Source organism: Alteromonas sp. Mac1 (assembly GCF_001562125.1).
GTDB classification, from domain to species: domain Bacteria; phylum Pseudomonadota; class Gammaproteobacteria; order Enterobacterales; family Alteromonadaceae; genus Alteromonas; species Alteromonas stellipolaris.
Genome location: NZ_CP013932.1, coordinates 3,285,380 through 3,300,477 on the forward strand (window position 1 = coordinate 3,285,380; position 15,098 = coordinate 3,300,477).

The 15,098-nt window shown below is 42.6% G+C and carries 14 protein-coding genes; 6 read left to right on the plus strand and 8 right to left on the minus strand.

Features of this window, described 5'->3' with window-relative positions; all coding sequences use genetic code 11:
- Positions 1 to 87: 87 nt before the first annotated feature.
- From AV939_RS14080 to AV939_RS14090, 3 genes are all read right to left on the minus strand, one after another.
- On the minus strand, positions 88 to 1,380 hold the full coding sequence (locus tag AV939_RS14080) for a PepSY-associated TM helix domain-containing protein (protein WP_082604866.1): 1,293 nt from the start codon (positions 1,378 to 1,380) through the stop codon (positions 88 to 90).
- 3 nt (positions 1,381 to 1,383) lie between these two features.
- Positions 1,384 to 3,588 (minus strand): TonB-dependent siderophore receptor, encoded by a 2,205-nt coding sequence (locus tag AV939_RS14085; RefSeq protein ID WP_057790385.1) that lies wholly within the window; start codon positions 3,586 to 3,588, stop codon positions 1,384 to 1,386.
- A gap of 120 nt (positions 3,589 to 3,708) precedes the next feature.
- A complete protein-coding gene (locus AV939_RS14090) occupies positions 3,709 to 4,443 on the minus strand; it encodes an SDR family oxidoreductase (RefSeq protein WP_057790383.1) in 735 nt (244 codons plus the stop codon).
- A gap of 363 nt (positions 4,444 to 4,806) precedes the next feature.
- Here AV939_RS14090 and AV939_RS14095 point away from each other — a divergent pair, with 363 nt between their 5' ends.
- From AV939_RS14095 to yiaA, 4 genes are all read left to right on the plus strand, one after another.
- Positions 4,807 to 5,388: a hypothetical protein gene (locus AV939_RS14095; protein WP_061093592.1), complete on the plus strand. Its 582-nt coding sequence runs from the start codon at positions 4,807 to 4,809 to the stop codon at positions 5,386 to 5,388.
- Positions 5,389 to 5,393: 5 nt separating this feature from the next.
- Positions 5,394 to 6,956: a PepSY-associated TM helix domain-containing protein gene (locus AV939_RS14100; protein ID WP_057790379.1), complete on the plus strand. Its 1,563-nt coding sequence runs from the start codon at positions 5,394 to 5,396 to the stop codon at positions 6,954 to 6,956.
- 188 nt (positions 6,957 to 7,144) lie between these two features.
- Positions 7,145 to 9,241, plus strand: a complete 2,097-nt coding sequence (locus AV939_RS14105) for a TonB-dependent receptor (protein ID WP_082604864.1) — start codon at positions 7,145 to 7,147, stop codon at positions 9,239 to 9,241.
- A 573-nt stretch (positions 9,242 to 9,814) separates the two neighbouring features.
- Entirely contained in the window at positions 9,815 to 10,303 is a 489-nt protein-coding gene (gene yiaA / locus AV939_RS14110) for an inner membrane protein YiaA (RefSeq protein WP_057790376.1), read from the plus strand.
- 55 nt (positions 10,304 to 10,358) lie between these two features.
- Here yiaA and AV939_RS14115 read toward each other — a convergent pair whose 3' ends face one another.
- The 3 genes from AV939_RS14115 to rlmF all read right to left on the minus strand — a co-directional run bounded on the left by AV939_RS14115 (position 10,359) and on the right by rlmF (position 12,345).
- Entirely contained in the window at positions 10,359 to 10,748 is a 390-nt protein-coding gene (locus AV939_RS14115; protein WP_057790374.1) for a hypothetical protein, read from the minus strand.
- A gap of 98 nt (positions 10,749 to 10,846) precedes the next feature.
- Positions 10,847 to 11,191, minus strand: coding sequence for a RidA family protein (locus AV939_RS14120; RefSeq protein WP_057790372.1), 345 nt, complete (start codon positions 11,189 to 11,191; stop codon positions 10,847 to 10,849).
- A 182-nt stretch (positions 11,192 to 11,373) separates the two neighbouring features.
- Positions 11,374 to 12,345 carry a 23S rRNA (adenine(1618)-N(6))-methyltransferase RlmF gene (gene rlmF, locus AV939_RS14125; RefSeq protein WP_057790370.1) on the minus strand — a complete coding sequence of 324 codons (972 nt, stop codon included), beginning with the start codon at positions 12,343 to 12,345 and terminating at the stop codon, positions 11,374 to 11,376.
- On the opposite strand from rlmF, the gene AV939_RS20300 reads away from it, so the two are divergent.
- Positions 12,344 to 12,511 (plus strand): hypothetical protein, encoded by a 168-nt coding sequence (locus AV939_RS20300; protein WP_167542088.1) that lies wholly within the window; start codon positions 12,344 to 12,346, stop codon positions 12,509 to 12,511. The two genes, rlmF and AV939_RS20300, sit on opposite strands and share 2 nt — an antisense overlap.
- Before the next feature lie 55 nt (positions 12,512 to 12,566).
- Here the strand turns inward: AV939_RS20300 and soxR are convergent, their stop codons facing one another.
- Positions 12,567 to 13,034: a redox-sensitive transcriptional activator SoxR gene (gene soxR / locus AV939_RS14130; protein WP_057796001.1), complete on the minus strand. Its 468-nt coding sequence runs from the start codon at positions 13,032 to 13,034 to the stop codon at positions 12,567 to 12,569.
- Between the two features lie 134 nt (positions 13,035 to 13,168).
- Between soxR and AV939_RS14135 the strand changes: the two genes are divergently transcribed.
- Positions 13,169 to 13,597: a VOC family protein gene (locus AV939_RS14135; protein ID WP_057790368.1), complete on the plus strand. Its 429-nt coding sequence runs from the start codon at positions 13,169 to 13,171 to the stop codon at positions 13,595 to 13,597.
- A gap of 75 nt (positions 13,598 to 13,672) precedes the next feature.
- Here the strand turns inward: AV939_RS14135 and AV939_RS14140 are convergent, their stop codons facing one another.
- Complete coding sequence (locus AV939_RS14140) at positions 13,673 to 14,773, minus strand: M20 family metallopeptidase (RefSeq protein WP_057790366.1); 1,101 nt, start codon at positions 14,771 to 14,773, stop codon at positions 13,673 to 13,675.
- Positions 14,774 to 15,098: the final 325 nt, after the last annotated feature.

Genomic DNA, 15,098 nt, shown 5'->3' on the forward strand with positions numbered 1-15,098 from the left:
ACACAAATGATAAACATTCACATTCAGATAATTATTTTTAAGATAAGCTAACATCTGTATTGATAAAAATAGAGAAGAAAGTCTTTACTAACCGCCAAAAGGTAAATAGATATAGGCTCCATAGCCCAAGCAAGTAATAACAGCAGAAGTAAAGAACCACGCTACCCACCCCACCTTTTGTAAAGCGGCTTGCCAGGTCCGAAACGGAGTATTGGGTAGTGATTTGACTGTTAGCCGGGCATTTTTCATCGGTGAGCTTTTAGAAGAAATACTTTTACCTTTTCGCCCTACTTGCAATCCGTACATGTAAGTGCCAGTTATACAAAGGCCAGTAAGAAAAACACCAAATATAAAATACAGAAGCTTACTCAATAACTTAGCCGTATTTCCTTGCACTTCCCCCCACACGCCAAAATGCAACGGGTCGGCTGCTTCTGAAACACGGGTATGTAACGAGAAATCACTACCATCTTGCTTAAAAACGGCTTCAGCAGAAACGGGGTCAAATTGAATAGTGTTCGCTCGGTTTCGTACCAGTATTGCACTAGCTTGCCCTTGAAACGCCACTACCCCACCCGCTTTGTTAGGAAAGCGCACTTCTTCGATACTAAGGGCTGGGAATTGCACGCGAGCAATATGCAGCATAGTGTTAAGCGAGGTTTGCGTTGGCATTACAGGTTCATTTATCGCGTCATCGGTTACAGCGTAACCTTTGTCTGTACTAGGAGCGGCTGCGCCCCAACGCTCAGCTAAATACCAGCTGCCGGTAAGCCCTATCACAAGCAAAAACCACAAGCTCCAAACACCCACGATTCGGTGAAAGTCGCCCCAACGGGTTTGTCTGTGCCGCCAACGAGGCTTGCGAAAGAAGCCCTTCCACCAGTGCCTATAAATATATAAGCTAGATATCAGTAGGGCTAATATAGCAATAGAAAAGGCACTTACAATGGTAATACCAAGGGTTAGCGGTAACATTAGATGCCGGTGGGTTACACGAAAAAAACGCTGCCAATTTAACCAGCGTCCGTCACCTAAATATTCACCGGTTGTGGGATGAAAAAACAAGCGATGCCGCAAGCTATCCTTATCTCGATAAATAACTTCTGCACTGAACCAAGGGTGAAGAGGCGCGTGGATAGATTCTATTTTTCGTACAGGGGTGGCTAATTTCGCAGTTTCATTAAGAGCTTGTACATAAACCGCCTGCCAATTCATATCACTTACGGTTGATGGGGCAACCCGTTTTGCAGGGTTAGCTAACCAATCAATTTCGTGTGACACCACAGAAAGCGTGCCGGTAGCTACAATAAAGCACAGCAGGATGGAAAGCTTAACGCCCACCCAACTGTGAATTGCAATCCATGTAGACTTGCTTAGCACTTATTAAAAGTTATATTGAAGCTGAGCGATAATTTCGCGAGGTTGCCCTGGAAAGTGGCCATTTCTTTCGCTAAATCCGCTTACTGCATATTCTTTATCAAACAGGTTGTTCACATTTACGCTAAGTAAAACCGCGTCCCATCGCGTTGTCCAGCTTGCATCAAATACAGTGAAAGGCTTCACCTTTTGTGCATCTGCACTTATTTGCTCGCTCACATAATTCACTCCAAAAGCAATCGATGAGTCGATACTGTCGATGGCATATCTTGTCCACAACCCGGCTTGATGACGAGGTGCATTTACAAATCTATCGCCCGCACCAAAAGTGTTACTTGAGCTACCGTCAACCACAATAGTATCGTTATACGCGTAATTTGCAGTTACGCTGATGGTATTGCTTATATCGCCTACCAAGGTAAATTCAGCACCGTCACTTTCTACTACACCAAAATTGATAAGTGCTGACTCGGTATCGTCATTCACGCCTTCAATATAGTCTGGGTTGCTATACACTAAGTTTTCTTTACTTATGTGGTACACGGCGAATGTGGTCATAATGCTGCCGTTCAACCATTCGTTTTTCACACCGAACTCAATGGCATCACCGCTAACCGGCTCTAGTGCGGTAACATTGGCATCAGCTTGGTCAGTAGCATCAACAGGATTGAAGCTTTCGGAATAGTTGGCGTACATCGACATCGCTTTAAAAGGTTTGTAAGTAATACCGGCACGATACGTTACATCTGAATCGTCGTATTCGGTACCAGTTTCTTTGTCTCGCTCGTCAAACCTATCGAAGCGTGCGCCAGCCATTACAATAATATTATCTGTCAGGTGCATCATATCCTGAATGTACAACCCCTGACGATTACGACGTATGCCGTCTCTATCTAAGTCGGTCAGGTTATAGGTACTAGGGTCGGTTTCGCCATAATTTAAGGTGAAGATATTTAAGTTGGCCACGCCGTCAGCTTCATACCGAGCACGTAAGTAATCGTACTCTGTGTCCATATAGTGCCAATCGCCACCAAACAGGAACTGATGCTCCACACCAGCTGCGTTGAAATCGTAAACAAAGTCGGTGGTTAAGCTGACTTCATCGTTAGCGCGGTATTGGTCTCGATATTCACGTTGAATGGTCTCGTCATCAATATTGGCTTCGCCGTCACCGTTAACATCAACCCAACTGCGGGACTCGTGATAAGCCTGATCTCGCTCATTCGTTAAATAGCGAAGGGTAGAATTAACTTTTAATGCGTCGCTAAAGGTATGTGCTAACTGGGTTTGAAAAACAAATGCTTCCATATCTTGAAAGTCACTTTCTTCATTCGCGTTATAGGTTAAATCAACAAGGAAATTACCTTCATCATCTACCGGTACGCCGCGAAGTCGATGACCACCTAGGTTTTGTACTATGTAATCGAAGGTAGTGGTTAATCGAGTGTTGTCGCTAACATCGTAAAGTAAGCCGCCAGCAAGTTCGATATTTTCCATATCTGCGTTATTTCTAAAGCTATCTTGGACTTCATAAAAGCCACCAATTCGATAGGCTACATCTTCTGTTAGCCCACCTGTCGCTTCACCTGAAATACCGCGAAGGTCATAGTTACCACCTGTTAGGGTTATTTCTTTATTTTCGGTAAAGGTAGGTTTTTTGGTGACGTAATTAATCATGCCTCCAGGTTCACCACCGCCGTATAACGCTGCCGCAGGACCTTTCAGTACTTCTACTCTGGCGACATTGAATAAGTCAGGCACACTAAAGCCTGAGTAAGGGTCGCCCCTTACACCATCATAAAATACGTTGTCTTCGTCTCGAAAGCCGCGAAATGTCACGCCGGAATAGCTGTACTCGCTGACGCCAGCGATAGAGCGATACAAGTCGGTAATATCACGAGCAGCCTGATCAGCAATAAGCTGCGCACTAAGTACTTGTGCTGACATGGGAATATCGATGAGATCGGCATCAGTTTTAGTACCAATTTTGGTTTTGGTATCTAAATAAAACTGCTGCGCCCTCCCTTTTACTTCAACACGCTCTACCGTGTCAGGTTCACCCTCTTGAGCCTGTCCATTAGACTCTGCATGAACTGCAGCTTGTGGGGGTATAGCAGATTGAGCGTAAACATTAGTAGAACTAAGTCCAAGAGAAACGAACCCAGATAAGCCAGAAAGAAAAATTCCAAGTGAGGTAGTGCTGCGCGACATTTTTTATACTCCACTAAAGTATAAAGGGATAAAATTTGGCGCGCACCTTAACCTAAATAAGAATCATTTTCAATTGAGTTTTAAGAACTTTACCTTTATTAAAATATTTATCGCGATATGTTAAACAATTCCTCCATTTGCTCGTAACACTTGCCCATTAATCCAATGCCCTTCGTCACTGGCTAAAAAGTTAACTACATTCGCTATGTCTTCTGGCTGGCCTAGCCTTTCCATGGGGCTCATATTGGCAAGCTTATCGATGAACTCTTGGGATTTTCCTTCGGTAAACAAATCAGTTTCAGTAGGCCCCGGCGCTACACAATTTACCGCGACATCCTTACCTCTAAGCTCTTTTGATAAAATAGCCGACATGGTTTCAACCGCAGATTTTGTAGCAGCATAAACGCCGTAACGCTCTAATTTCAGCCCCACTACACTGGTGGATAAATTGATAATACTGCCGCCTTGATGAAGATGCTTTGAGGCTAAGCGAAGCATGTTAAATACCCCTTTCATATTAACGTCGAATTGTTTATTAAAATCGTCATCGCTCGTTTCGTTAAGTGTTGAAAGCACCATCACGCCCGCATTGTTCACCAATACGTCTACCTTGCCAAATTCCTGCAACGCTGCTTCAAACAAACTTTCTGCCTGAGTGGTTTTCGAAACATCAGCTTGCACAGCAATCACTTGCCCACCTCTACCTTTGATTTTATCAACGAGTTCGTATGCCGCATCGCTACTACTGGCGTAATTGATGACCACGGCAAAATTACTTGCCGCTAACTTTTCAACGATACTTGCGCCAATGCCTTTCGCGCCACCTGTTACTAAGGCTACTTTTACATTTTCCATATACTACCTACTGTTTAATCTTTTAAATACTGAGTTAATACAGGTTCAAATACTGTGATAATCAATGCTGCATTAACCAATCGCAAACCTACCTACAAATTCATACCCACGCCAAAGGTAGAAAGATTGATTTTGATTTGTAAACCCATGCCTTAGCTGAATAGCAATTCGCCTTTAAACAGAGGTTTAGAAAGTTGATTTTGTACCGTTTTTTTGAATTTGTGATCTAAAAATGTAAAACTACAAATAAAAATCATTTTTATTTGCATTGGTGAAAGTTAAACTTTAGTCTACTGCCACTTTAAAATATCTCGCGCAAAAAATGCGCACTTGTCACAACCCTAGTTGCAAGGAGCAGTAAAGGTGAACTCGGCAATATTGATAGGCGCACTCGTCTGTTTACTGGCTAATCTCGTGTTTTACGCAGGTTGTCCGAACCAACAATGGTTTAAGAAAAGTCTACTATCATTTAACACTGCACTGTTAATTGCCTTGGCGCTATTGGTGTTAAGCACGGCAATATTCAGCTTAACGTTTTCATTACCTGCCGCCATCTATACCATTATCACGCTGTGTATGTTGTTGTTGGGAACCCTTCCTTTCTTTACCCGTTACACCGCACCTCTTAAATCTGTACGCTCTCGCGGTACAGGGCTCACTAGAGATGAGAGTTACACTACCTTTAAGGCGCACTGGTGGTTAAAAACTATTGGAGCAACACTAATTAGTTTTCCCTTTGCATTATTCACTAGCAGTTTAATTAGTCTTCTTTTTCTTTCTAATACACCGCTTGATGTGAAGAGCCAATTTTTAATGTGGCTGATAGTCCCTTTTTGGTTAACCCCGATAAGCCTTATCTTTTTTGCTAAAAAACCTTGGCTGCCACTGGCTCTGCTCTCGCTTATTACACTGTTTGAATTTTCCGTCTTACAGGTTCTGGGGTAACACCAATGAAATTACAGAATTATAAAAGCTATCAGCAAGTACACATTTGGACCGGCATTATTTCAGGCTTACTGTTATTTATTTGCTTTGTGGCCGGTGCATTAACCATGTTCAAGGCGCCACTAAATATATGGGCTATGCACGAAAAAAATGCGCTACCAGCTATTGAACTAAACCAATATGACAGCCTCATTAAAACCGTTTTACAGACCCACCCCGACGCTAGTAAAGAGATGACGGTTTATCTTCCTTCTGCCCAACCAAATCATGCCCCAGTTACTTGGACTATTGAAGATGAAGCCACACATACACACACCTTTTGGCATGCTTCATTAGATAGCTCAGGGGAATTGGTAAGCGAACAAACCCATATTTCAGCTATTGGCGATTTTCTCGACCATATACACCGTACCGCGGGTATTCCTGGCGGCGATGATCATGATGCGTTAGGCATTTTCGTAATGGGATTTGTATCGATTTTGTACTTTGTGGCCATAGTGTCAGGTTTAGTCATTTTCCTACCCACATGGTTTAAAGATTTATTTAGCTTACGGAAAAAGAAGAACGGAAAAAGATTTTGGGTCGATTTTCATAATATTCTGGGCATTACCGCTCTGCCTTTTCACATTATTATTGCCATCACCACCGTGGTATTTGCCTACCACGATATTCTGTATGGCAGCATGCAACAATGGGTTTATAAAGACAGCCCTATGTTCAACCGACCCGCTCCTACAGAGATGAACCGAGGCGTTGATAATCTAATTTCAATTGCCCAGCTCACCAAAGAAATTACCGATATTGAACCCGAATTCGAGATTGCAGAGCTTCGCTTTGCAGGCCTAGGGACTCCCCGTGCAAGAGTGCTAGTAGGTGGAGAATTAGTCGGGGAAATTATACGTGGCCCCGATTACGCTTTCTGGGTTACCGATCCCTACACCGCATCCTCTGGATACACGGCTATGCTACCGTCAATTTCTGGTGTGCCAGGAAAGGTAGTGAATAGTTTCTTTACCCTACACTTTGGCGGATTTGGTGGCTCATTTATTCACTGGGTTTACTTTGCTATGGGCTTAAGCGGCGCACTGTTATTTTTAACGGGCAACGTGGTTTGGGTTGAGTCTAGACGCAAAAAACAAATTCAGAATAAGGCACCCGCAGAGCAAAAACGCTCAGTTCGTATTATGGCGCGGCTTACCGTTGGCGTGTGTGCTGGTACGGTTGTAGGTATCGTTTTGTCTTTGCTAGCAGCGAAAGTGTTCTCAATCGATAACCCCAATATTCGAACTTATCAGCTTATCGCTTATTACATCGGTTTTTTCACGCCTGTACTTTACAGCTTCATTGTGACGCCAATAAAAGCCGCAATCGATTCACTGTACCTATCGAGCTTGCTGCTCCTAGCCACTATTGGCATTACCCTTTATTTCAGCAGCAGTAGTTTATCTGCAAGCATTGATATTGGGGTTTGCTTAGTATCAGCAACGATACTGCTAGCTCTGCTAACTACCGCCCGTCATTTACAAAAACGCCGTTCGGCTATTCCTATCGATTCGGTGTGGGCTTAATCAGATAACAAAATACTTAGGAAAATTGCAAATGAAATGAGTATTTTCACCGTGTAGTTAGTTGCGCTAGCCGTTGGCGCAACCTTCCCATTCTAAACTGCACTTTTAAACTAAAACCCAATAATAATAAGCGCTCCTTCGAAGGTAGCCACATCGCTCATTTACACTTACTTTAAGGAAAAACTATTATGGCTTTCGGCACCACAAAAAACGTCTCAGATAGAAATTCAACACGGCTATCATCAAGGCTTTTACCAAGTACATCTTTGCTAGCACTCGCCATTTCTTCTGCCATAAGCGGCGTGCATGCACAAGAGATACAAACCCCAGATAGAGATATCACTGATATTGAAAAGATTGTGGTTATTGGTGAAAAAGCGAACCGTTCATTAAAAGACTCAACCACGTCAATTTCTGTTTTAACCGAAGAGGCAATTAATAACACCCAATATAAATCGGTATCTGATGCTATTTCTGATATTGCTAATGTGGTAGTTCCTTCAGGTTCCTTGCCCGACATTCGAGGGGTTTCTGGAAACGGTGCGGCAGGCGGTTTCAATTCTATTTCCGGTGGTGCGAACGGACGGGTAATGACGTTAATTGATGGCGTATCGCAACCTTTTGTGGCTGATTTAAGTGGCGACTCAGGCATGTGGGATTTACAACAAATTGAAGTATACCGCGGCCCGCAATCTACCAGTAATGGGCGTAACAGTATTGGTGGCGCAGTCTATATTAAGACGAATGATCCTAGCCAAGAGTGGGAAGGCGCTGCTCGAATAGGTTACAGAAACAACGATCAATACATAGATACTGCAGGAGTAATTTCAGGCCCGCTTATTGAAGATAAACTGGTGTTTCGATTGAGCGTTCAAAACTTGAATGCCGATACCATTACCGATGGTGAGGGTTATGAATCAAACTCACCCGACTATGATATTGATAAAATTGAAACCCAGCGCGTGCGTGGTAAATTACTATGGACGCCAAATGATGATTTATCTTTCACGCTTTCGCATACCTACAACAATGAAGAAGGTGACACTGGACGAGTTTACTACGCGTTAGAAAACTTAGAAGAATATAATCGTATCTACTTTCGAGATATTAGTACAACGGCCTCAACAACAGCATTAAATACTCAGTACTCAATTTCGGACAACATGTCTTTCGACTTGCTTGTTTCCTATATGGATTATGAGTGGGGCTTTGACACTTATGAAGCTTCGGATGATGCAGAGCAAACGTTGGTATTTGATGAAACAAACGTAACAGTAGATGCAAAAATTAACTTCGCCCTACCGAACAACAACATTGATGGCTTTGTAGGTTTGTATTATTTCGAGCGTGAGCAAGATATTTTGAGCACCGGCGCTTACCCCTACTACGGTAGCGATGAAAGCGAATCTATCGCTATTTATGGCGAAACCACGTTTGCGCTTTCAGATAAGCTCAATATTATTGCGGGTGTTCGAGTAGAACGAGAAAGCCAGTCTAGGCATTTTGTTTACGAGCCAATAGATTCGAATCTTGATGACGATACCAACATATTCTTGCCTAAGTTCGTTGTTCAATACGCTTTTACACCACAAACTACGTTAGCGTTTAGTGCGCGCAAGGGCTATAACGCTGGAGGCGGTGCACTAAACTTTACCGCGCAAGAGTACTATTACTATGAAGAAGAGAAGGTAAATACGTTCGAGCTAAGCAGCCGCACCCAGTTTGAAAATGGTACTGGTTTTATTAGTGCCAACATTTTCTACAACGATTACGATGGCTTTCAAGCACTCAGCTCTACACGATTCATTACCAATATGCCAAGTGTGGCGACATACGGCGCTGAGTTAGAAGTGCATGCTAATGTAACAGATAGTATAGAAGTGAACGCTGGAATGGGTCTACTTCATTCAGACATTAAAGATGCCGGTGAGGATTACACCGATGCGCAGGGCAATGAATTAAACTCAGCCCCTAGCTTTAACGCTAATGTAGGTGCCAAATATTGGGTGACAGATGCCATCAGCGTTGGCGGCTCTGTTCGTTACATAGGCGAATACTTTGGCGACTTCACCAATACCGCAGAACGGGTTGCCGGCGATTATACAATAGCCCGCTTCACTGCTAATTATACCTCTGACAACTGGCTGCTTACTGCGTATTTAGATAACGCGTTTGATGAAACTGCACTGGTATCGCAAGAGCCTGATAGTGCACGCTACCCCGGAGGTTATGCCGCCGTTGTCGACCCTAGAACTGTTGGTGTATCGGCCACTTATCGCTTTTAGTCTTTAGCTATAAGCTTAGGCTTTAGCAATTTGGAAACCGTTAAAAATAGTAAAGGGCATCATAAGATGCCCTATTTTGTGTTCGGTTGTTTACTCTTCTATTTTACACCATTCATAAGTCTTGGTATCTGTGTAAACCAAGGCCCCCTCCCATTTGAATCATAAACCGCAGCTACACGTGCATCGCAAGATTTACTCGCTTTTCTATCTAAGCCTATTATGGCGCAAAGCACTATCAAGCACATTTACGTGTGCGTATTTACTAATACAACTAATGTTCGTATATTTGCTTCAGTATTTTTTGGAAACTAACCTTCCATGTAATTGCTTGTAAAATCAGAATTTCGTCAGTAAGCCGTTTTTCGGTAGGCCACCTACAAGCTAGAGACTTATTGCGACATACTTGTAATTGAGGAAATTAAGAGTGTTTACGCTGCATGGCTGACACTGTTAACAAGGAGGTTCGAATAGACTAGGATGCTGATAATTAAAAGTATATATCTAACCGCGGTTAGATATATTTTCAAAGGAACTCGAGTAGGGTTAAAGATAACTCAAAAGGAATTTATAACAATGCAAACAACATCACATCGAATATATAAACCAACACAAGCATATATCTCAGCAACATGGGCTTCCCTTGCGATTGGAGTTATTGGCTACCTTGTTGGATTATGGAACGCCAACATTCTACTTAATGAAAAAGGCTATTATTTGGCAATATTCATTTTAGCCATGTTTTCAGCTGTAACCTTACAAAAGACGGTAAGAGATAAACAAGAAGGCCTACCAACTACCACTGTTTTCGTTGGTATGTGTTGGGCAGCTTTTTTTAGTGCTGTTGCCCTGCTGGGTATAGGCCTTTTTAATGCCGACATGTTTCTAAGTGAAAAAGGATTTTACGGTATGGCATTTATACTTAGCTTATTTTCTATCATTACCGTTCAGAAAAATATGCGCGATTTAACCAATGAAGATGGAAGCACTTTATCATCAGCTTACCCTGGGGTAGCGAATAGTATCGATGTAGCACTCGAAACCACTGACATAGTAGGCGAGTAAACCGAAATGGGGGCAGAGCACTTTACTGGTTACTAATATACTCTGGCCCTACTATTTAGCGATCTTCTTTCGAAAGTAAGAATCTATTCTTCCATTCGTAAACTGCCAACAAACCGACAAATAATGCTTCGCCACAGATGAAAAACACACCAACTGGGCTTGCTATGTGGGCATACAAGATAACGATAGCAGCACAAACAACCACCCAAACGCTATTTGCGATGGCAAGAACCTTAATGCTCATCAAGCTTTTCTTGTTTGATAGTGCCAGCGCTAATGCATAACAGCCATAGATAGTGTTTGCACTTGCCAGGAAAAGAATAGTGTTAAGGGGCAATTGATAAAGCTCACTAACCCATCCCGCAAAGGCAAATAACGCTAAGCCCACTGCTAAACCAGCACTACCATCTATGTATAAGACGCTGATGTTTTTACGCCATATCATCAGAGCTCCTTAGAGTTGTCCTAATATGTCCTTCTATTACACTCTTTTGGTTACATTCTCATAATTCAAGCGATGGCTAAATTAATTCTCTGATACGTCTACTCTTTAAATGCAACCACTTCTATTTCAATCATGTGGTTTGGGCTATAGAGCCTCTGTACTTCTACTAGCGTAGAACTTGGGTATTGGCCCTCTTTAAACTTTTCTTTTCGCACCTTGCCCAGCTTTTTAAACGCTTCAATATCAGTGGTATAAATTACCTGCTTTACGATACTTTCCATGCCTAAGTTATTATCTTTCAGGGTATTTTGTATAAGGGTATAGATTTCCCTTACTTGCTCTTCCAGTGTAGCTTTGTCACTTGCGATACCAGATAGGTAAACGTTGTTACCTGCAATAACCACTTGGGAGTAACCAATTTCTGCCTCCCACGGGTTATACATTTTTCTCTCTATTTTGGTATCAGCAGTAGAAACAGAACAAAAGAGCAATGTTGAGCTAAGAAGTACGAGGTTTCGAACCAGTCTGAGAAACAATTGAACTCTCCTAAATAAACGAAAAGGGGTTAGAGTACTTTAATGATCGTTCATTAATTAACATACTCTGTCCCCATTGTTCAATGTGCTTATTCAATAAACGTCCACGCCACAAAGCGACTTTGCTTTTGCCCTTGCCCCATATCTACTTTCAGAAACTTCGTTGCACCGTAGTAATTTATACTGGTTTCAATGGCTTTTAAGTGGTCGCTTTTAGACACTAAACAAGTAAACCAATCTACTTGTGATTTGTACTTTACACTTTCAATAATCATGCGCTGAATGAAGGCTAGTTCCCCTCCTTCGCACCACAGTTCGTTACCTGTTCCCGCGAAGTTTAGCTTTATGTTACTGATATCGGGCTTCGCTTTAGCAGAGGCGTTTGTATTAGCGTTAATATCAGCATTGGCATCAATTCGAGGCTTTTTACCACTTCGCTTGTGCTTGTTTCCTTTAAGGCCAATGGCTTTGCGCTCGCTTCCAAGCGCAGCCGCTTCAGCAGATTTGTGAAAAGGTGGGTTACACATCGTGAAAGTGAAGTGCTCGTTAGGCTGAATAATACCTTCAAATATTTTCGTTTTATTCGGCTGCTTTCGAACCGACAATAAAGGAGTAAGCTTAGGATTTTTTGTAGCGATTGATTTAGCCGATTTTACCGATACCACATCGATGTCGCTTCCCACAAACTGCCAACCATAGCTTTGACTGCCAATGATAGGATAAATAGCATTAGCGCCTATGCCTACATCCAGTCCTTTTACGCTTTTACCTTTTGGGATAACACCTTTATTGCTAGATGCCAACACATCGGCTATGCCATGAATATAATCGGCGCGCCCAGGTACTGGCGGGCACAGGTAGCCGTTAGGTATGTCCCAGGTTTTCAGCCCGTAATAATAGATAAGCAATGCTGCATTGAGGGTTTTAACGGCGTCTTGGTTGGCAAAGTCGATACTCTTTTTGCCGCTTTTTGCATTAATCACATAGCCAGATAATGCTGGGTGTGCCTGGCACAACGCCGCCATTGGGTAACCATCTTTATGCACATTACGAACATGCATGGAGGTGCCGGCCTTAGTCGTGGATTTTAACGAAGACTTAGGCGAACTTTTTGTTTTGGGTCTGGTTTTACTGGTTGAGCTTGAGTTGCTGTTAGGTGTGGAGTCTACCAAGGCGACTATCCTATTTTTAGATATTTGGCTAAGTGAATTTCTAATAAATGTTTAATCGCCGTCGAGGCTACAGGCACCACATCAGAAATAACTAAATAGATGAGAAAAGGCTATTTTATAACAGCATCGCTAGGGCTATCGCCTAGTAAAAACCGAGCGCCCGCCCCTTTCTCGGCAATGCGATCGTGCTTATTGTACAGCTTGCACTTATCTAAAGACAAACAACCACAACCAATACAGCCCTCTAACGAAGATTTCAATGCGGTTAACTCAGCAATACGCTTTGCAATGTGTTTGTTGAATACTTCACTAAGCCTAGCCCAATCTTCTTTATTCGGCGTGCGATTATCTGGCAGAGTTTGCAGTAGTTGTCGAATGTCATCCAGTGCATAGCCCATGTTTTGCGCGATTAGAATAAACGACACCCTGCGAATGACTGAACGAGGAAACATTCTATTTCCGCCTTGGGTTCGCACGGAAGGAATAAGGGATTCGTTGGCATAATAGCGAATAAGCGATACTGCGTTACCGGTTCGCTTTGCAACAAAGCCAATACGCACTAGGGGTTCAGGGGCCATTTTAAAAATCTGCATTTAATACTTGATCTAAAGTTAGCTTTAGATATTAAGCTGTTGCTGTCTATTAATCCACTGCGCTTTTTTATCGAAAAAGTTACCGGTGAAAAACACACAACAGAAAATAAGGAAATACGATGCAAGCAGCCTCACTTGAACACGCCAATATTACCGTCACTAACCCAGATGCTATTGCTGATGCCTTGTGCCAGTTGTTCAATTGGCACATACGTTGGCGCGGGCCAGCCAAAGATGATGGTTATACGGTACACGTGGGTTCAGATACCGCTTATTTAGCGTTGTATAAGCCAAAACAGTTTAGCTCGAATCACTACAATCAAAATGGACTAGCGTCGAACTCAAGTGCCGAGAACACATTCGATCACACCACGGTAGCCCACGTTAATCACTTAGGTATTGTGGTTGATAATTTAGACGAGGTAGAAAAAAAGGTATTCGCTTTAGGATTTAATACTTACAACCACGGTGATTATGAACCTGGAAGGCGCTTTTATTTCATGCTTGGAGAGGGTCTTGAAGCCGAAGTGGTGTCGTATACTAGCTAAACTATACTAATCTTTAAGGTCAGAGTTAATAAAACCAACTCTGACCTTGCATCGTTTTGCCTAATTATTAATTACTTAGCAACCATTAAAGTGCGCTAAAATTTTACTTACCTCGCCTATACGCCGTTCAAAGCTAGCCTTGCTTGCACGTTCATGAATGGTATGATCGCCATCGCCGTAAGGGCCAAAGCCATCAAGGGTTGGCACGCCTGCAGCCGACACTACATTCGCATCACTCACCCCACCACGTTTTTCCAGCTTAAGTGGCGCACCCAATACACTTTCTAATTCAGCGATAAACTGCGCCTGTTCATCTGTAGGTTGCATAACATCTCGTTGCAAACCACCAGTTACGGCTACTTTTACCCCTTCAACCGCAGGGTTTTGGGTTACTTCTTCAAACGCGGCTAACACTCTGTCCCGCTCTTCTGATTGAGTGAAGCGCGCTTCTACCGTTAAGCTAGCACTGGGTGAAATAGTATTTGCGCCTAACCCACCTTTCATTTTACCGGCGTTAACCGTGGTGCCTTTTTCTAGGTCGGTTAAATTAGTCAGGGCAATTAACATATGAGCCGCAGCCAAGTTCGCATTAATACCGTCGGTATAATGGTTACCCGCGTGAGCGCCTTTACCTTCGAATTCGATTTGAAAAGTCGCAATACCCTTGCGAGAGATAACCACATCATGATCGAGGCCCGCCGCTTCAAAAACCATACAGGCATCGTAGGCTTTGGCTAATTCACTGGTAAGCAGCTTACTGTCGTCACTGCCACTTTCTTCATCGCTTACCAATAGCATATCAATGTTCGCGATGTGGCCTTGTTCGGCAAATACATTTCGAAGTGCGGCAAGAGCGATGTAATTGCCGCCTTTCATATCACATACGCCAGGGCCGTAAATCCATTCTTTATCTTCACGGAATTCGGTAAAAGTGTCTGGCGGAAAAACGGTATCTAGGTGGCCAAGTAGCAGTAATTTTGCGCCTTCACTCTTTTTAGACAGGTAGTGAACATGGTTACCTATTGCTTCACGTCGATGCGTTTCTACAGAGAATCCAAGTTGCTCCATCCACGCATTAAAGATGTCAGCATTGTGATCTACACCCGCTTTATTTTTAGTGTAAGAGTTGAGCGATATAATTGAGGCAAGTTCGGTAAAGTCCAGACTACTATTCATGATATTTATTCCAAGTATTGATTAAAACCAAACTACGCTAAAGCCCTTGTTTTAATTGAGCTATTCACAGTAATAACACATGCTTTAAACGTTAAAGTTACAAATATTGAAATTAATTCCAATTGAGCAAAAATTAAACTTGAATAGTTCGCAATTTAGCCGTTTAATAGCGCCGCTTTTGGGAGGGACTCCTCGTACCAAGACGTACCCTGAAGTCTAATATATGTCATATTTCTCATCTAAAATAGATATTTACCACCCATTTTGGTGCAGAATTTTATTTTGAGAAATCTTCTTACTTAAATCGAACAGAATGTCAATTCAT

Excerpts from the sequence above, each read along its gene's own strand:
- AV939_RS14085 (WP_057790385.1), bottom strand. The coding sequence starts at position 3,588 with ATGTCGCGCAGCACTACCTCACTTGGAATTTTTCTTTCTGGCTTATCT.
- AV939_RS14090 (WP_057790383.1), bottom strand. The coding sequence starts at position 4,443 with ATGGAAAATGTAAAAGTAGCCTTAGTAACAGGTGGCGCGAAAGGCATT.
- AV939_RS14100 (WP_057790379.1), top strand. The coding sequence starts at position 5,394 with ATGAAATTACAGAATTATAAAAGCTATCAGCAAGTACACATTTGGACC.
- AV939_RS14105 (WP_082604864.1), top strand. The coding sequence starts at position 7,145 with ATGGCTTTCGGCACCACAAAAAACGTCTCAGATAGAAATTCAACACGG.
- yiaA (WP_057790376.1), top strand. The coding sequence starts at position 9,815 with ATGCAAACAACATCACATCGAATATATAAACCAACACAAGCATATATC.
- AV939_RS14115 (WP_057790374.1), bottom strand. The coding sequence starts at position 10,748 with ATGATATGGCGTAAAAACATCAGCGTCTTATACATAGATGGTAGTGCT.
- AV939_RS14120 (WP_057790372.1), bottom strand. The coding sequence starts at position 11,191 with ATGTATAACCCGTGGGAGGCAGAAATTGGTTACTCCCAAGTGGTTATT.
- AV939_RS20300 (WP_167542088.1), top strand. The coding sequence starts at position 12,344 with ATGGAGGTGCCGGCCTTAGTCGTGGATTTTAACGAAGACTTAGGCGAA.
- rlmF (WP_057790370.1), bottom strand. The coding sequence starts at position 12,345 with ATGCATGTTCGTAATGTGCATAAAGATGGTTACCCAATGGCGGCGTTG.
- soxR (WP_057796001.1), bottom strand. The coding sequence starts at position 13,034 with ATGGCCCCTGAACCCCTAGTGCGTATTGGCTTTGTTGCAAAGCGAACC.
- AV939_RS14135 (WP_057790368.1), top strand. The coding sequence starts at position 13,169 with ATGCAAGCAGCCTCACTTGAACACGCCAATATTACCGTCACTAACCCA.
- AV939_RS14140 (WP_057790366.1), bottom strand. The coding sequence starts at position 14,773 with ATGAATAGTAGTCTGGACTTTACCGAACTTGCCTCAATTATATCGCTC.